The organism is Tropicimonas aquimaris (assembly GCF_042676185.1).
Taxonomy (GTDB): domain Bacteria; phylum Pseudomonadota; class Alphaproteobacteria; order Rhodobacterales; family Rhodobacteraceae; genus Tropicimonas; species Tropicimonas aquimaris.
This window is the reverse complement of sequence record NZ_JBHTJT010000046.1, coordinates 172,461-189,961: the sequence shown is the minus strand read 5'-3', so window position 1 is coordinate 189,961 and position 17,501 is coordinate 172,461. Positions and strand designations below refer to the sequence as shown.

The 17,501-nt window shown below is 65.0% G+C and carries 16 protein-coding genes; 12 read left to right on the top strand and 4 right to left on the bottom strand.

The genetic code is table 11. The features are described 5' to 3' along the window. A complete protein-coding gene (locus ACFQ2S_RS19280) occupies positions 1-1,161 on the top strand; it encodes an ABC transporter permease (RefSeq protein ID WP_386076996.1) in 1,161 nt (386 codons plus the stop codon). An 87-nt stretch (positions 1,162-1,248) separates the two neighbouring features. Next, on the top strand, positions 1,249-2,865 hold the full coding sequence (locus tag ACFQ2S_RS19275) for an ABC transporter ATP-binding protein (RefSeq protein ID WP_386076994.1): 1,617 nt from the start codon (positions 1,249-1,251) through the stop codon (positions 2,863-2,865). Between the two features lie 24 nt (positions 2,866-2,889). On the opposite strand, the gene hemN is transcribed toward ACFQ2S_RS19275, so the two are convergent. Next, positions 2,890-4,245, bottom strand: coding sequence for an oxygen-independent coproporphyrinogen III oxidase (hemN, locus tag ACFQ2S_RS19270; protein WP_386076992.1), 1,356 nt, complete (start codon positions 4,243-4,245; stop codon positions 2,890-2,892). A 64-nt stretch (positions 4,246-4,309) separates the two neighbouring features. On the opposite strand from hemN, the gene fnrL reads away from it, so the two are divergent. Next, complete coding sequence (gene fnrL / locus ACFQ2S_RS19265; protein WP_386076990.1) at positions 4,310-5,056, top strand: transcriptional regulator FnrL; 747 nt, start codon at positions 4,310-4,312, stop codon at positions 5,054-5,056. A 97-nt stretch (positions 5,057-5,153) separates the two neighbouring features. Here fnrL and ACFQ2S_RS19260 read toward each other — a convergent pair whose 3' ends face one another. Continuing rightward, positions 5,154-5,990: a universal stress protein gene (locus tag ACFQ2S_RS19260; protein ID WP_386076988.1), complete on the bottom strand. Its 837-nt coding sequence runs from the start codon at positions 5,988-5,990 to the stop codon at positions 5,154-5,156. 199 nt (positions 5,991-6,189) lie between these two features. Between ACFQ2S_RS19260 and ccoN the strand changes: the two genes are divergently transcribed. From ccoN to ccoS, 8 genes are all read left to right on the top strand, one after another. After that, the gene (gene ccoN / locus ACFQ2S_RS19255) at positions 6,190-7,797 is read left to right on the top strand and encodes a cytochrome-c oxidase, cbb3-type subunit I (RefSeq protein ID WP_386076986.1); all 1,608 of its coding nucleotides are present in this window, start codon (positions 6,190-6,192) and stop codon (positions 7,795-7,797) included. 15 nt (positions 7,798-7,812) lie between these two features. Then, positions 7,813-8,538, top strand: a complete 726-nt coding sequence (gene ccoO, locus ACFQ2S_RS19250) for a cytochrome-c oxidase, cbb3-type subunit II (RefSeq protein WP_386076984.1) — start codon at positions 7,813-7,815, stop codon at positions 8,536-8,538. 13 nt (positions 8,539-8,551) lie between these two features. Then, positions 8,552-8,752 (top strand): cbb3-type cytochrome c oxidase subunit 3, encoded by a 201-nt coding sequence (locus ACFQ2S_RS19245; RefSeq protein ID WP_089230546.1) that lies wholly within the window; start codon positions 8,552-8,554, stop codon positions 8,750-8,752. Then, the gene (gene ccoP, locus ACFQ2S_RS19240; protein WP_386076982.1) at positions 8,749-9,645 is read left to right on the top strand and encodes a cytochrome-c oxidase, cbb3-type subunit III; all 897 of its coding nucleotides are present in this window, start codon (positions 8,749-8,751) and stop codon (positions 9,643-9,645) included. Before ACFQ2S_RS19245 ends, ccoP begins: the two co-directional genes overlap by 4 nt. 605 nt (positions 9,646-10,250) lie before the next feature. Further along, positions 10,251-11,696: a cytochrome c oxidase accessory protein CcoG gene (ccoG, locus tag ACFQ2S_RS19235; RefSeq protein ID WP_386076980.1), complete on the top strand. Its 1,446-nt coding sequence runs from the start codon at positions 10,251-10,253 to the stop codon at positions 11,694-11,696. 2 nt (positions 11,697-11,698) lie between these two features. Further along, positions 11,699-12,148: a FixH family protein gene (locus ACFQ2S_RS19230; protein WP_386076978.1), complete on the top strand. Its 450-nt coding sequence runs from the start codon at positions 11,699-11,701 to the stop codon at positions 12,146-12,148. Positions 12,149-12,154: 6 nt separating this feature from the next. Further along, a complete protein-coding gene (locus tag ACFQ2S_RS19225; protein WP_386076976.1) occupies positions 12,155-14,362 on the top strand; it encodes a heavy metal translocating P-type ATPase in 2,208 nt (735 codons plus the stop codon). Between the two features lie 4 nt (positions 14,363-14,366). After that, positions 14,367-14,525 carry a cbb3-type cytochrome oxidase assembly protein CcoS gene (gene ccoS / locus ACFQ2S_RS19220; RefSeq protein ID WP_386076974.1) on the top strand — a complete coding sequence of 53 codons (159 nt, stop codon included), beginning with the start codon at positions 14,367-14,369 and terminating at the stop codon, positions 14,523-14,525. A gap of 84 nt (positions 14,526-14,609) precedes the next feature. On the opposite strand, the gene ACFQ2S_RS19215 is transcribed toward ccoS, so the two are convergent. Together ACFQ2S_RS19215 and ACFQ2S_RS19210 are read right to left on the bottom strand one after the other, a co-directional pair. Beyond that, positions 14,610-16,109, bottom strand: coding sequence for a D-alanyl-D-alanine carboxypeptidase family protein (locus ACFQ2S_RS19215; protein WP_386076972.1), 1,500 nt, complete (start codon positions 16,107-16,109; stop codon positions 14,610-14,612). A gap of 178 nt (positions 16,110-16,287) precedes the next feature. Beyond that, positions 16,288-16,986, bottom strand: coding sequence for an HAD family hydrolase (locus tag ACFQ2S_RS19210; RefSeq protein ID WP_386076971.1), 699 nt, complete (start codon positions 16,984-16,986; stop codon positions 16,288-16,290). A gap of 131 nt (positions 16,987-17,117) precedes the next feature. On the opposite strand from ACFQ2S_RS19210, the gene clpS reads away from it, so the two are divergent. Then, positions 17,118-17,444, top strand: a complete 327-nt coding sequence (clpS, locus tag ACFQ2S_RS19205; protein WP_245837724.1) for an ATP-dependent Clp protease adapter ClpS — start codon at positions 17,118-17,120, stop codon at positions 17,442-17,444. Positions 17,445-17,501: the final 57 nt, after the last annotated feature.

Sequence of the window (17,501 nt, the reverse complement as noted above, 5' to 3'; positions counted from 1 at the left end):
ATGACCGACCAGCCGCTCGACACCCCCGTGCGCCCGAAGAAGGGCCTATTCACCCTCTCGCCGCTTAACCAGCGACGCTGGCGCAACTTCAAACGCAACCGGCGGGCCTACTGGTCGCTGATCATCTTCGCGGTGCTCTTCGTGACCTCGCTTTTCGCCGAGTTCATCGCCAATGACCGGCCGATCCTGATCCAGCATCGGGGCGAATACTATTTCCCGATCCGGAACTTCTATCCCGAGACGGCCTTTGGCGGCGATTTCCCGACGGAGGCCGTCTATCGCGACATCGAGGTGCAATGCCTGATCGTCTCGGGTGGGCTCGAATGGTGCTTCGACGATCCCGAGGGGGTCATCGAGCAGGTCGAGGCAGGCGCGACCGAGATCGAGGGCGACGAGGTGGTGCGCGGCTGGATGATCTGGCCGATCGTGCCCTACAGCTACAACACGCCCAACACGCTCGGGCAGCCCGCGCCCTCGCCACCGGATGCCGACCATTGGCTGGGCACCGACGACGCGACGCGGGACGTGCTTGCGCGGGTGATCTACGGCTTCCGGCTGTCGATCCTGTTCACCCTGATCGTCACCGTCAGCGCCTCGATCATCGGCATCGTCGCGGGCGCGGTTCAGGGCTATTTCGGCGGCTGGATCGACCTCGTGTTCCAGCGCTTCATCGAGATCTGGGTCTCCACGCCCTCGCTCTACATCATCATCATCATGTTCGCGATCCTGGGGCGAAGTTTCTGGCTGCTGGTCTTCCTCACGGTGCTCTTCGGCTGGCCGGCCCTGGTCGGCGTGGTGCGGGCGGAGTTCTTGCGGGCGCGGAACCTCGAATACGTGCGCGCGGCCAAGGCGCTCGGTGTGTCGAACTGGAAGATCATGTTCCGCCACATGCTGCCCAACGCCATGGTGGCGACGCTGACAATGCTGCCCTTCATCGTGACGGCGACGATCGGCTCGCTGGCCTCGCTCGACTTCCTCGGCTTCGGGCTGCCGTCCTCGGCGCCCTCCCTGGGGGAGCTGACCTTGCAGGCCAAGCAGAACCTGCAGGCGCCATGGCTCGGCTTCACGGCGTTCTTTGTCTTTGCGATCATGCTCTCGCTGCTGGTGTTCATCTTCGAAGGTGTCCGCGATGCCTTCGACCCGCGAAAGACCTTCCAATGACCGGGCCGGCGGACAGGACGGAGCGGGGCTTCCTACCGCTCGCACCCCGGGGCTGCTTGAGACCCGAAAAAGAGGCAGGGCCGCAGGATGTCTGAGCGAAACCTTCTGACTGTGCGCGACCTGCGGGTGTCGTTCCGGCAGGACGGGCGCGACATTCCGGCGGTCAAGGGCGTGTCCTTCGAGGTGGCCGAGGGTGAAACCGTCGCGCTGGTGGGCGAATCCGGCTCCGGCAAGTCGGTCACGGCGCTCTCGACGGTGAGCCTGTTGGGCGAGAACGCCACCATCACGGGCTCGATCGACTACCTCGGCACCCAAATGGTGGGCGCGCCCGAGGCGGACCTGATGAAGGTGCGTGGCAACGATATCAGCTTCATCTTCCAGGAGCCGATGACCTCGCTGAACCCGCTTCACACGCTGGAGCGGCAGTTGGTGGAATCGATCACGCTGCACCAGGGGCTTGTGGGAGATGCCGCCCGGGCGCGGGTGATCGAATTGCTGAACAAGGTCGGCATCCGGGACCCGGAGAGCCGGCTCGGCGCCTATCCGCACCAGCTCTCGGGCGGGCAGCGTCAAAGGGTGATGATCGCGATGGCGCTTGCCAACGGGCCGGACCTGCTGATCGCGGACGAGCCGACCACTGCACTGGACGTGACGATCCAGGCGCAGATCCTCGATTTGCTGGCGGAGCTGAAGCGGACCGAGCGGATGAGCCTGCTGTTCATCACCCACGACCTCGGCATCGTGCGCAAGATCGCCGACCGGGTCTGCGTCATGAAGGACGGCGAGATCGTCGAGACAGGGCCGACCCACGAGATATTCGCCAATCCCCGGCATCCCTACACGCAGAAGCTCCTCGCGGCCGAGCCCAAGGGGGTGATGGCGCCGGTTCAGGGCAACCCGCAGGAGATCGTGTCGACCGACGGGCTTCGGATCTGGTTCCCGATCCAGCGAGGTTTCCTGCGCCGGACCGTGGGCCACGTGAAGGCGGTGAACGACGCGACACTGTCGGTCCGGGCGGGCGAAACGCTCGGGATCGTCGGCGAGAGCGGCTCCGGCAAGACCACGCTGGCGCTGGCGATCATGCGGCTGATCGCCTCCGAAGGGCCGGTGGTCTTCATGGGCGAGAACGTTCAGGGGCGGCCGCAGCGGCAGTTGCGAGACCTGCGCCGGCACATGCAGATCGTGTTCCAGGATCCTTACGGTAGCCTGAGCCCGCGGATGACGGTGGAGCAGATCATTGCCGAGGGGCTTGGCGTTCACAAGGTCGACCGTCAGCGCTCCCGGCAGGAGATGGTGCGCGACATCATGGTCGAGGTCGGACTCGATCCGGCGACCATGCACCGATATCCGCACGAGTTCTCCGGCGGGCAAAGGCAGCGCATCGCGATCGCGCGGGCGATGATCCTGGAGCCGCGGCTGGTGGTTCTGGACGAGCCGACCTCTGCCCTCGACATGACCGTGCAGGTTCAGATCGTCGAGCTTCTGCGGCGGCTGCAGGAGCGCCACGGCCTCGCCTACCTGTTCATCAGCCACGACCTGCGGGTAGTGCGGGCGCTGTCGCACAAGGTGATCGTGATGAAGCAGGGCGACATCGTGGAAAGCGGCACGGCGCAGGAGATATTCCGTTCGCCGAAAACCGACTACACCCGCGAGTTGATCGCGGCGGCCTTCAACCTGGGCGAGGAGATGCCGCAGACCGGATGAGGCCTGCAGCGGGGTGCGTGCCCGTCAGATCGCGTGGCTGTGGCCGGCCTTGTCCATCTCGTAGGCGTCGAATGCCTTGGCGATCATCCGCGTGAGCGGCCGGCCGGCCGGCGGGATCTGTAGCCCTGAGCGGTCGACCGTGACGAAATCCCCGAAGGTTCGTTGCACCTCCGCGAACATGCCTTTGATCTGCTCGGCGCTGCCGCCCCAGTTCGAGAGGATCTCCTCGCGGTCGATGCGGAAATTGCACATCAGTGTCTCGATCATGCGGGCCCGCATCAGGTCCTGCCCGGCAAAGGCGTGGCCACGACCGGTGGCGAAACGCCCCTCGCGGATCGCCTTGGTGTAGTCGCCGGTGCCGGAGATGTTCTGCGCGTAGCCCTGCGGGAAACGCGAGATCGCCGAGGCGCCAAGCCCGATCAGCGCCGGGGCCGGGTCCACAGTGTAGCCCTGGAAGTTGCGCCGCAAGGTGCCGTCCCGGGCCGCCTGGGCCATCGAATCGCCGGTCCGGGCGAAATGGTCGATGCCGACCTCGTCGTAGCCGTCCCAGACGAACAGCTTCCGGGCGGTTTCGAACAATTGCAGCCGGGCCTCCGGGGTCGGGAGCGCATCGGAGGGGATCAGCGTCTGCCGCCGCGCCATCCAGGGGACGTGCGCGTAGCCGTAGAGCGCCACGCGGTCCGGCGAGAGCGAGAGCAGCTTCTGGACGCTGTCGGTTATCCTGGCGCGGCTCTGGTTCGGGAGGCCGTATAGGATATCCGCGTTGAGGCTCGTCACCCCGCGGGCGCGGATGCCGTTCACCGCGGCTTCGGTGATCTCGAAGCTCTGCTCGCGGCCGATGATCTTCTGGATCTCCGGATCGAAATCCTGCACGCCGATCGACGCGCGGGTCATGCCGGCGGCGGCCAGCGCGTCGAGACGCGCGTCGTCGATCTCGTTCGGGTCGATCTCGACCGAGAATTCGCCGCCGTCCGCCATCGGCACGGCGCGAAAGATCGAATCGGCCAGGTCCAGCATCATTTCCGCCGACAGAAGCGTCGGTGTTCCGCCGCCCCAGTGCAGCGCGGACAATTTGACGCCCTCGGGCAGGGCCGCGCCGAGCATGGCGATTTCGGACTTCAGCGTCTCGAGATATCCCGCCACCGGAGACAGGCTCGAGGTGCCCTGCGTCCGGCAGGCGCAGAACCAGCAAAGCCGTCTACAAAACGGAATATGAACATATAAAGACACCCTCGAATCGGGCGGCAGGGCGCCGACCCACTCGGAAAAGTGCCCCGATCCGATCCCGGACCCGAAGTGCGGGGCCGTGGGATAGCTGGTGTAGCGAGGGACACGGGCGTCAAAGAGCCCGAGTTTCGCAAGTTGCGATACCGTTTCCATGCGCTTACGTTTAGAGAGGCTCTGAACAGGGAACCTTGATCTTAATCAAGGATGGCGCGCGCGGATGGAAATGCAGGAAATCGAACTGACGCATCTGGAATGCTCGGATTGTCCGATCCGTCACCGCGCGGTCTGTGCGCGATGTGATACCCAAGAGCTCGATCAGCTCGAGGAGATGAAGTATTACAGGACCTTCGAAGCGGGCCAGACCATTGCCTGGACGGGCGACAAGCTCGATTTCGTTGCCACGATGGTGAGCGGAATCGCCACCCTGAGCCAGACGCTCGAGGACGGGCGGACGCAGATGGTCGGTCTGCTACTGCCCTCAGATTTCATGGGGCGGCCCGGGCGCGAGATGGCGAGCTACGATGTGACGGCCACCACCGACGTGGTAATGTGCTGTTTCCGCCGGCGTCCGTTCGAGGACCTGATGCGGAACACGCCCCATATTGCGCAACGCCTGCTGGAGATGACACTCGACGAGCTGGACGCAGCGCGGGAATGGATGCTGCTGCTCGGACGCAAGACCGCGCGCGAGAAGATCGCCAGCCTTCTGGCGATCATCGCCCGCCGCAACGCCTCGATCAACCTCGGCCGGCCGGGCGGCCGGATGGAGTTCGACCTGCCGCTGACGCGCGAGGCAATGGCCGATTACCTCGGCCTCACACTGGAGACGGTGAGCCGGCAGGTTTCGGCGCTCAAGCGTGAAGGGGTGATCGAACTGGCCGGAAAGCGGCACGTTTCGGTGCCGGATTTCGAACGGCTGATGCTCGAGACTGGCGACGACACGGACGGCGGTATCCCCGTCTGAGACGGGATGACCGGTCTACCTTTGGATCAAGGTTATTCGCAAACGCCTCACAAGGGGGCGGGCCGGTTAGGCCCGGCTCCCGGCTATCGGCATTTTGTCAGTGGCTCATGAACACCGGGACCTTCGCGGCCTCCAGCATGTCGCGGGTCGCGCCGCCCATGATGGCCTCGCGGAAGCGCGAATGGCCATAGGCGCCCATCACCAGCATGTCGGCTTGCTGGTCCTCGCAGTGCCGCGCCAGCACATCCGCAGTGCGCGGCATCGTGGCGGCGATCACAGAGATCTCGGCCTTCACGCCGTGGCGCGAGATCATCTGCGACAGCATCCCGCCGGGGTCGGAGCGGTCCGGCCCGTGCCGCGGCGGATCTATGATCACGATATTTGTCATCGCCGCCTGCTTGAGCAGCGGCAGCGCGGCGCGCACCGCGTCGAGGGCCTCGGCACTCTGGTTCCAGGCGACAACGATCCGCTCCGGTTTCTTGGCGAGCATCCCGTCAGGCATCACGAGCACCGGCACGTTGCCGGCAAAGAGCGCCGCCTCGATCACGGCCTCTTCGGCCACGCCCTTGTCCTCGCCATAGGGCTTCGGAAGCACCACAAGGTCGGAAAAGCGCGCCCGGTTGCCGACGAGATTCTGGATCGTGCCGATTTGCGCCAGCGCCGCTTCGCTGGACCACCGACACTCTTCGGTCGCCATGGCTGCGCGCACGGCCTCGTCGATCTCCTGGGCCTCCTGCCGGGCGCGCTCCAGCGTCGCCTGTTCGATCATTGCGTTGGTGCCGGCGTAATAGTAGCCCGGCGTCGAGTGATCGATTCCAAGGGCTAGGATGTCGAGATGCGCATCCTGGTTGCGGGTCATCGCCACGGCACCGCTGAGCGCGGAGCCGTCAAGGTTGGTATTCGTCAGGATCGTAAGGATTGATTTGTAAGCCATCTGGCCCACCTCCGGGCAGTCGGTGTCTGGTCTGGAACTTACGTCGGCATCGATCGCGGCACCTTGACCTGTCTCAAGCGGCCCCTGCGACGACATTGACCTAGATCAAAGCGGATGCGAACTCATATCCTCAGAAGCGAGTGAGAAACGCAATGGGGCGGGATATTGTTCCCTCCTCCAACTAACCAAGGGACAAACCATGTGGGATTACGCCAAGGTCACGGCGTTGGGGCTATTGGCGCTGGCAGCCGCCATCGCAGCCAACTACGCACGTGATGCAGCCTATCTCGTCCATGCGATCATCATCATGGTCGCTGCCGGGGTCGCATTCATCTGGAGCGTTCGTCAGATCGACGAGGAAAAACCGGCGGCGGAGGTGTCCATGGGATATCTCGACGGCGTCGTGCGCTATGGCGTGGTCGCGACCGCCTTCTGGGGCGTGGTCGGCTTCCTCGCCGGCACGTTCATCGCCTTCCAGCTGGCCTTTCCGGTGCTGAACTTCGAATGGGCGCAACCCTACATGAACTTCGGACGGCTGCGGCCGCTGCACACCTCGGCGGTGATCTTCGCCTTTGGTGGCAACGCGTTGCTCGCGACCTCGTTCTACGTCGTGCAGCGGACCTCCGCGGCGCGTCTCTGGGGCGGCAACCTCGCCTGGTTCGTCTTCTGGGGCTACAACCTCTTCATCGTGCTGGCCGCCACCGGCTACCTGCTGGGCGCCACCCAGTCGAAGGAATATGCCGAGCCGGAATGGTACGTCGACCTCTGGCTGACGATCGTCTGGGTTGCCTATCTTGCCGTGTTCCTCGGCACGATCCTGAAGCGCCAGGAAAAGCACATCTACGTGGCCAACTGGTTCTTCCTGAGCTTCATCGTCACGGTCGCGATGCTGCACATCGTCAACAACCTCAGCCTGCCGGTGTCGATTTTCGGCTCCAAGTCGGTGCAGCTGTTCTCCGGCGTGCAGGACGCGATGACCCAGTGGTGGTACGGCCACAACGCCGTGGGTTTCTTCCTGACGGCGGGCTTTCTGGGCATGATGTACTACTTCGTGCCGAAGCAGGCCGAACGGCCGGTGTTCTCCTACAAGCTCTCGATCATCCACTTCTGGGCGCTGATCTTCCTGTACATCTGGGCCGGTCCGCACCACCTGCACTACACCGCGCTGCCGGATTGGGCCTCGACCCTCGGCATGGTGTTCTCGATCATGCTCTGGATGCCCTCCTGGGGCGGCATGATCAACGGCCTGATGACGCTCTCGGGCGCCTGGGACAAGCTGCGCACCGATCCGATCATCCGCATGATGGTCGTCTCGGTCGGCTTCTACGGCATGTCCACCTTCGAAGGCCCGATGATGTCGATCAAGGCGGTGAACTCGCTCAGCCACTACACCGACTGGACCATCGGCCACGTGCATTCCGGTGCGCTCGGCTGGAACGGCATGATCACCTTTGGCGCGCTCTACTTCCTGACGCCGCGCCTGTGGAAGCGCGAGGGGCTCTACTCCAATGCCGCGGTGAACTGGCACTTCTGGCTCGCCACCATCGGCATCGTGCTCTACGCCGCCTCGATGTGGGTGACCGGCATCATGGAAGGCCTGATGTGGCGTGAAGTCGACGCCAACGGCTTCCTGGTGAACTCCTTCGCCGACACCGTTGCCGCGAAGTTCCCGATGTATGTCGTGCGTGGCCTCGGCGGCGTGCTCTACCTCACCGGCGCGATCATCATGTGCGCTAACCTCTGGCTCACCGTCACACGCGGTCAGCCGAAAGCCGCCCCGGCCGCCGTTGCGGCGCCGGCCGAGTAAGGGAGGGCAGGACAGATGGCTCTTATCGACAAGCACAAGATCATCGAGACCAACGCGACGATCCTCTTCGCGCTCAGCTTCTTCGTCGTCACCATCGGTGGCATCGTGGAGATTGCGCCGCTCTTCTATCTCGAGAACACGATCGAGGACGTAGAGGGCGTGCGCCCCTACTCCCCGCTCGAGCTCGAGGGGCGCAACATCTACATCCGCGAAGGCTGCTACGTCTGCCACAGCCAGATGATCCGGCCGATGCGGGACGAGGTGGAGCGCTACGGCCACTACAGCCTCGCGGCGGAATCGCAATATGACCACCCGTTCCAGTGGGGCTCCAAGCGGACGGGGCCGGACCTCGCCCGCGTCGGTGGGCGCTACTCCGACGACTGGCACGTCGACCACTTGGTCAACCCGCAGTCGGTGGTTCCCGAATCCGTGATGCCGAAATACGGCTTCCTGCTCGACCGGATGCTCGACGGAAAATACATCCAGGATGTCATGGAGACCAACGTCACGGTCGGTGTGCCCTACACCGACGAGATGATCGAGAACGCGATGGCGGACTTTGTCGCCCAGGCCGATCCGGACAGCGATTTCGACGCGCTGCTGGAACGGTATCCGGGTGCGCAGGTGCGCAACTTCGACGGCGAGCCGGGTATCTCCGAGATGGATGCGCTGATCGCCTATCTCCAGATGCTCGGCACCCTCGTCGACTTCTCGACCTTCGAACCTGACGCCAGCCGTTAAGGAGGAGGGGAGCGTGGACACATACTCCCTCATGCGCGAGTTCGCGGACAGCTGGATGCTGCTGTTCCTCGTGCTCGTGTTCCTCGGCGTAATCCTCTGGGTCTTCCGGCCCGGGAGCGCCAAGGCTCAACGCGACAGTGCAAATATCATCTTCCGGCACGAGGACGCGCCAGCGGACCCGACGGAACTGGACCCCAAGGAGGTTCGGGAATGAGCAAACAACCCGTGAAGAAAAAGACCGACGACGTCGGCACGACCGGTCACAGCTGGGACGGGATCGAAGAGTACAACAACCCGCTTCCGCGCTGGTGGCTGTGGACCTTCTACGCGACGGTGGTCTGGGCGCTGATCTACACGATCTTCTTCCCTGCCTGGCCGCTTGTGAACGGTGCGACAGCCGGTCTTCTGGGACACTCGACTCGCGCCAACGTTGCGGAGGAGATCGCGAGTTTCGAAGCGGCAAACTCCAACATCAAGCAGCGTCTCGTCGATGCCAAGCTGACCGAGATCAGCGCCGATCCGGAGCTTAACAGCTATGCTCTGAACGCCGGCGCTGCGGTGTTCCGCACCTGGTGTGCGCAGTGTCATGGCGCAGGGGCCCAGGGTGCCCAGGCGGCGGGCTACCCGAGCCTGCTGGACGACAGCTGGCTCTGGGGCGGCACAATCGAGGAAATCCACACCACGATCAGCTACGGCATCCGCTACAATGACGAATCGCGCTTCGGCGACATGTTGGCCTTCGGGCGCGACCAGCTGCTGACCGAAGAGCAGATCAACCAGGTCGTTGCCTATGTGCAGAAGATCTCGGGCCAGGAGCATGACGCGGCGCTGGCCGGGGAGGGCGAGACGCTCTTCGCCGAGAACTGCGCATCCTGCCACGCCGAGGACGGCGCCGGCGACATCACGCTGGGCGCGCCCAACCTGACCGACGCGATCTGGCTCTACGGCGGCGATCAGGAAACGCTGTTCGAGACGCTGTGGAACGGTCGCGCCGGCGTCATGCCGCCGCGTGGCGGAGCCCCGGAATCGGCGGTCGACGAGGCGCTGGTCCGTGCGGTGGCCACCTATGTCCACAGCCTTGGCGGCGGAGTTGCCTCCGCCGAGTGATCGCCCAAAAAGCGGTATCGAACCGATGCCCCGCCTCCGCATGACGGAGGCGGGGCATTCTCTTTGAGACAGGTGCCAAAGCAACGTGCGCAGCTGGCGACGGCTCGCCAGGCCCCTGAAGTCGGTGCACGGAATCGTCACGGAATCGCATCGGCATGACCTAAGTGCATGGCCGATATGACAAATCATAGGCGTATCGACGATCTGCGTTTGATCTGGATCAAGGTTCCAGACGGCACCGGAACCTAAAACAGGTTCAACGGCAGCGACGGAGCCAGCCGGCCAAACGGCCCGATGATCCGCCAAGTCGAACAAAACATAGCGTTTCCAGAGGGTGTCCTCCCCTGGAAGATACGCCCCGGCCCTCCGTCCTGTTCGCGCGTTTCCTAGGAGGTCCGGGGCGCCTTTCTTTACGGCCCCCACTCACGGTTTCACATTCAATTTACCGCGCGCGACACGCGGGCGCAGTTTCTGCGGTTCCGGCATTTGGTATCACTTCCGGAACCGCGGGCGGCACGACCGCAATTGATGCATGTCAATGACACCTTTTCCGTGCGCTCCGTATAGGGGCAGGACCGCGAACCCTCATCCACCGGAGATTTTCCGTGAGCGATACAGGCACCCAGCCCGAACAGCTTTACGCCGCCCGTGAACCCGTCTTTCCCCGCAAGGTCAGCGGACGCTTCCGCAACCTCAAGTGGGTGATCATGGTCGTGACCCTCGGCATCTACTACCTGACGCCCTGGATTCGTTGGGACCGTGGCCCGAACCTGCCCGACCAGGCGGTGCTGGTGGACCTCGCCAACCGGCGATTCTTTTTCTTCTGGATCGAGATCTGGCCGCACGAGTTCTATTTCGTCGCCGGTCTCCTGATCATGGCCGGGCTCGGACTGTTCCTGTTCACTTCTGCGCTCGGGCGAGTCTGGTGCGGCTATACCTGCCCGCAGACCGTCTGGACGGATCTCTTCATCCTGGTGGAGCGCTGGATCGAGGGCGACCGCAACGCCCGCCTGCGCCTGCATAGGCAGAAAAAGATGGATTCCCGCAAGCTTCGTCTGCGGATCACCAAATACGTTGTCTGGACCCTGATCGCGATCGCCACCGGCGGTGCCTGGGTGTTCTATTTCACCGACGCGCCGACCCTGCTGCGGGATCTCTTCACGCTCAACGCCCACGCCGCCGCCTATACCTCGATCGCCATCCTGACCTTCACCACGCTGGTCTTCGGCGGCTTCATGCGGGAACAGGTCTGCATCTACATGTGCCCCTGGCCCCGTATCCAGGCGGCGATGATGGACCCCGACACAATCACGGTGGGCTACCGCGACTGGCGCGGGGAACCGCGCGGCAAGCATCGCAAGTCGGCAGAGGCGGAGGCAGGCGAACTGGGCGATTGCATCGACTGCATGGCTTGCGTGAACGTCTGCCCGATGGGCATCGACATCCGCGACGGTCAGCAGCTCGAGTGCATCACCTGCGCGCTCTGCATCGACGCCTGCGACGACATCATGGACAAGATCGGCAAACCGCGCGGGCTGATCGGATACATGGCGCTGAGCGACGAGATCCGCGAGCGCGACGGTGCGGAGCCGAAATCGGTCTGGTCGCACGTGTTCCGCGTCCGGACCATGCTCTACACATTCCTGTGGTCCGCTGTCGGCGTCGGGCTCGTCGTGGCGCTGTTCGTCCGACCGGACATCTCGGCCACCGTCCATCCGGTTCGCCAGCCGGTCTACGTCACCATGTCGGACGGCACGATTCGCAACACCTACGATTTCGGTCTGCGCAACAAGCACGGCGACGACCGGCGCTTCCGCGTGACGCTGGTCTCCGATCACCTCGAGTTGCGCCTCGCCGTCGAGGGCACGCCCTACGAGAGCTTCATGGTGCCCGCCGACACCACCGGCAAGCAGCGGGTCTATGTGCTCGCGCCCGCCGGCTCGGAGGCGGCGCTGGCGGACCGAAGCGAGATCCGCTTCTGGATCGAGGACCTTTCCAATGGCGAAAGAGTGTACAAGGACTCCACGTTCGTAGGCACAGGAGAAAATTGAGCATGCCCCTTACCGGTCGCAAGGTGTTTATCATCACCGCCAGCGCCTTCGGCGTGATCATCGGTGTCAACATCACCATGGCCATGCTTGCCGTTGGCAGCTTTCCCGGCCTCGAGGTGAAGAACAGCTATGTCGCCAGCCAGACCTTCAACGACGACAAGGCGGCGCAGGAGGCATTGGGCTGGACGGTGGATGCCGATGTGGAAGACGGCCTGCTGATCATCGCCTTCACCGGCCGCAGCGGTTATCCGGTCGAGGTCGAGAGCCTTGAGGCGATCCTCGGCCGGGCCACCCATGTGAAGGACGATTTCGAACCCGACTTCAGCTATCGGGACGGCACCTTCACCGCGCCAGTGGACCTCGCACCCGGAAACTGGAATATTCGCATGGTCGCAACGGCGCCGGACGGCACGCCGTTCCGCCAGCGAATCGCTCTCCATGTCGTCGACTGAGCGGGAATGACCGACAGCACCTACAGCGCTCCGACCACCGCCTCCGCCTGCCCGGCCTGCGATGCCGCGCCGATGGCCCGGCGCATTGCAGCGAGCGGCGCACGGACGGAGGAGGCCGGACCCGGCCGGCTGCTTCTGTCCCTTCCCGGCATCCATTGCGCGGCCTGCATCACCACGGTGGAGCGGGCCCTCGACGCCCACCCGGGCGTGCGCTCGGCGCGGGTCAACCTGACGCTGAAGCGCGCGACGGTGGAGGCCGATCCCGGCGTGACCGCCGAGGCCCTGGTTAAAGCGGTCAACGGCGTGGGTTACGAGGCGCACGAGCTGGAGAGCGCGGCGCTCAGCGCTACGGCGACGGACCGTCAAGGGCGCGAACTGCTGATGCGGCTGGCGGTGGCGGGTTTCGCCGCGATGAACGTCATGCTGCTGTCCGTAGCGGTCTGGTCCGGGGCGGCCGATGCCACCCGCGACCTGTTCCACTGGATCTCGGCGCTGATCGCCTTCCCAGCCATCGCATTCTGCGGCCAGCCGTTCTTCCGCAACGCCTGGGCGGCGCTCAGGCACGGGCGGCTCAACATGGACGTACCGATCACGCTGGCAATCCTGCTGGCGCTCGGCACCTCGCTCTACGAGACCGCACATTCGGGCGAGCACGCCTATTTCGACGCCGCGATCTCGCTTACCTTCTTCCTGCTGGCCGGTCGCTACCTAGACCACCGGACCCGCGCCATCGCCCGCTCCGCCGCCGAGGAGCTTGCGGCGCTGGAGGTTCCGCGCGCGGAGCGCTTGGTCGATGGCGCACCTCAGGTGGTGAACGTGGCGGAGCTCGTTCCGGGCGACCTGATCCGCGTGCGTCCCGGCGGGCGGATGCCGGTGGACGGGGTGATTGCCGAAGGAACTAGCGAGATCGACCGGTCGTTGCTGACCGGCGAGACGCTGCCCGTCTTTGCCGAGCCGGGGCGCGAGGTGAGCGCGGGCGAAGTCAACCTGACCGGCCCGCTTACGATCCGCGTCACCGCCGCCGGGCGCGACAGCTCCCTGCACCGGATGGCCGACCTCGTGGCGATGGCCGAGAGCACCAAGAACCGCTACACCTCGCTCGCCGACCGCGCGGCGGGGCTCTATGCGCCGGGCGTGCACATCCTCTCAGCCGTTGCCGCAATCGGCTGGTATCTCTACACGCAGGACGCGCGGCTGGCGCTCAACATCGCCGCGGCGGTGCTTATCATCACATGCCCCTGCGCCCTCGGGCTGGCCGTGCCGGCGGTGACCACCGCCGCCTCCGGCAAGCTGTTCCGCAAGGGGATGCTGATCAAGGACGGCACCGCGCTGGAGCGGCTGGCCGAAGTCGACACTGTGATCTTCGACAAGACCGGCACGCTCACGCTGGGTGCGCCAGAGCTGGAGGAGCCGGAGGCGATCCCCGAAGAGGTCATGGCGCTCGCGGCAGGGCTGGCGGAGGGTTCGTCGCACCCGCTCTCTCGCGCGCTCGCAGAGGCCGCGCAGGCGCGTGGCATTGTGCCAGCGTCGGTCGATTCGCTCGCGGAAGTGCCGGGCTATGGCACCGAGGCCCAGTGGCAGGGGCGTCGCGTCCGGCTCGGCCGGGCGGCCTGGGTCGGCGCGGCGCCCGGCGCGCGCACCTCGGCCTGGCTCGCGGTCGAGGGCGAGGCGCCTGTCTGCTTCGGCTTCACCGACCGTTTGCGGCCGGGCGCCGAGGAGGCCGTGCGCGGGCTCAAGGACGCCGGGCTGCACGTCGCGCTGATCTCGGGCGACGCCGCGCCGGCGGTCCGCGCCTTTGCCGAGCGGCTGGGCATCGAGGACGTGACGGCCGAGGCGCTGCCCGCGGACAAGGCCGCGCGGGTCGAGGAACTCGCCGCGGCCGGTCGGCGGGTGCTGATGGTCGGCGACGGCCTGAACGACACCGCCGCGCTGGCGGCCGCCCATGCCTCGATCTCGCCGGCTTCGGCGCTCGATGCGGCGCGGGTGGCCTCCGACATCGTGCTGCTCGGCGAGGACATCGCCCCGATTTCCGCCGCGGTCACCACGGCACGCTCCGCCGTGACCCGGATCCGGGAGAACTTCACCATCGCCACGGTCTACAATGTGATCGCAGTGCCCATCGCCATCGCCGGCTTCGCCACCCCGCTGGCGGCGGCACTGGCGATGTCGGCCTCCTCGATCACCGTCTCCCTGAACTCGCTCCGCCTGAGGTGACGCAATGGAAGTCCTCGCCTTCCTGATCCCGATCTCGCTGTTTCTCGGCGGGCTGGGCCTTGTCGCGTTCTTCTGGACGGTCCGCAGCGATCAATACGACGATCCGGAAGGCGACAGTCATCGGATCCTGTCGGACGAGTTCGACGACACGCCCAAGTCCTGATCGGTCGCGCGCCGGCGAAACGAAAATGGCGGCCCCGACAGGCCGCCATTTGTGCGTGAGTGGTTTGGATCGAGCCGTAACCGGTCAGGAACCGTTCGGACCGATGGTCCTGCATTCGGTGCCGCGGGCTTCGAGCTTGCGGCAGGCAAGGCCGGCCTGCTCTTCGCTGAGGCCGATGAAACTGGCCTCGAACCCCTTGGCACCCTGGGCAACCTTGCGCAACGCGCCATCCAGCGTCGCCATCTCGGTGAGGGCGGTCTTCAGCAGCACGCGCTCGGCCTTGTACCGCGAGGGATAGGCGCCGATGTTGATGCCCCAGCGGCGGCCCCCCGAGGTGGAAACGCGGCTGACGACGACCTGTTCGGCGGCGGTTTGCGCCTGCGGTTTAGCGGCGGCGAAGTCGAGCCGTCTAGGGCGTGGTTCCGGGTTGGGGCTTGAGGTAAAGGCGGCCATCTGGACCGTCTCCGCCTCGGTGTCTGCCTGAGGCCGCGCCGCGGAGGATTCGGTGGAGGTGACGGCCGCGGTTTCCACTGCGTCCTCGATGGCGTCCTTCGCCCCGGCGGCCAGCGCCACCGCGGCCTCGATCCCCGTCTGCATCGCCGCGAGCTTCACATCGGCTGGCGCACCACGGATCGGGCGGCCGACCGGCCGGATCGACTGGTTGACGGCACTGGCGACCTGGATGGTCTTTGCCCCGGGCGCGGAGCCGTTGCCGACATATTGCGGCGGGGCCGGCTTGCGGACATTGGCCATGCGCGGGGCGCGGCTGAAGCCCATGTCCATCAGCTCTGCGACCTTCGCGTTGCGCGCGGTGCTGGAGGTGGCGCCCATGACGGTGGTGATGATTCGGGTGTCGCCGCGATGCGCCGAGGCCACGAGATTGGAGCCGGCGGCGTTGGTGAACCCGGTCTTGATCCCGTCGGCACCCTTGTAGGAGCTCAGGAACTTCCGGTTGGTGTTCGCGACCGTGCGAAGCTTGGCATCCGTCTCGAGGCGAGAGAACAGGTTGTAGTAGGCCGGGTAGTCATAGAACAGGTGACGGCCGAGGATCGTCATGTCGCGGGCGGTCGACATGTGCCCCTCTTCGGTCAGGCCGTGCATGTTCTTGAAAGTCGTCCGGGTCATGCCGAGCGCCTTGGCGGTGCGGTTCATGCGCCGGGCATAGGCGGCCTCGCTGCCCTCGATCGCCTCGCCGATCGCGGTGGCGGCATCGTTGGCCGACTTCACCGCTGCGGCGCGGATCAGGTAACGGAGCTCGATGGTCTGCCCGGCCTGCAGTCCCAGCTTCGAAGGCACCTCGTTCGCCGCCTTCTTGGAGATGCGGACCTTGGTGTCGAGCCCGATCTCGCCATGCTCGATCGCCTCGAAGGCGACGTAGAGCGTCATCATCTTGGTGAGCGATGCCGGGTGTATCCGGGTGTCGGCGTTCTGGGAATACAGCACCTCGCCGCTGCGTGCGTCCATCACCATGGCGGCGAACGGCGCCGCGCCGGCACGGATGCTGGTGCCGATCATGACACCGAAGGTGAGGATAAATATCACGGAAATTGCGAGCGCACGGCGCCCGCCAATGCTCGTCGTCATCTCGATGCCTGCCTCTGTCTGCCTCGTCCCGCCCGGTTTTCCGGGTCGGATTCTTTGCTCGTGACAAAGGTAGCACGCCGAAGGGGAGTCGAAAAGCGTTCGCTTTCAAGCGCTTTTGAGGTGACATTCAAGCCACATCGCAACATCTCGGGGCCAATTTGGCCCAAGGCACCAGATCTCAGCCGATCTCGTCCACCAGGTCGGCCAACTGTCCGAGATTCTCCAGAACACGAAAACGTGCGTGGCCTTCCGGCGCCTCGGCCTGTTCCAGAGCCCAGGCCAGCTGGAAGGGCACATGCACGCCCCAGGCACCGGCCCCGATGGCTGGAAGAACGTCGGATTTAAGCGAATTGCCGACCATCAGGGCCCGCTCCGGACCGTCACCGTGGGCCGAGAAAACGCGGGCGTAGACCTCAGGTGTCTTTTCCGAGACGATCTCCACCCCGTCGAAATACTCCCACAGCCCCGATTCCGTGAGCTTGCGCTCCTGGTCCAGAAGGTCGCCCTTGGTGATCAGCAGGACGCGGTGATGGGAAGCCGCCATCGCCTCCACCGCGGCGCGGGCCTCGGGAAGAAGCTCGATGGGGTGGCGGAGCATGTCCTGGCCGATTTCGAGAATCCGGTGGATCACCGAGGCTGGCACCCGGGAATCGGTGACCTCGATCGCGGTCTCGATCATCGACAGCATGAATCCCTTGATGCCGTAACCGTAGTGGCCAATGTTGCGCCTCTCGGCCTCGAGCAGGCGCTCGTCGAGGTTGTCACGGTCGCCGTAATCGCTCAGAAGGTCGGCGAATCGGTCCTGCGTCAGCACGTAGAAGCGCTCGTTGTGCCAAAGTGTATCGTCCGCGTCGAAACCGATTGTGGTGATTTTCATCGCCCATTCCCCCCGCCACGCGCGTCTGAACCCTTTTCAGACCCTGTGTGACGACTATATAACCGCAACGAACGCCCCAATTCCCAGTAGCCAATGGAGCGCACCGCGCCTTGAAACGCCTGAGCGATCCCATCCTGTCCGCAGACGATGACGACCGGACCGACGGCGAGACGGGTGTGGCCACCAAGACGCGGCCGCGCACCCAGCGTCCGCCGCTCTACAAGGTGTTGCTGCTGAACGACGACTATACGCCGATGGAATTCGTGGTCCATATCCTCGAACGTTTCTTCGGGATGACCCATGCGCAGGCTTTCGAGTTGATGCTGGTGGTTCACAAGCGCGGCGTTGCCGTTGTGGGCGTGTTCAGCCACGAGGTGGCCGAGACGAAAGTGGCGCAAGTGATGGATTTCGCCCGCCGGCACCAGCACCCGCTGCAATGCACCATGGAAAAGGAATGACCGCGCCATAAGGCGCGGCCGATCTTTCGGAGAAAGATCGTGCCTCCGGCGGAGATA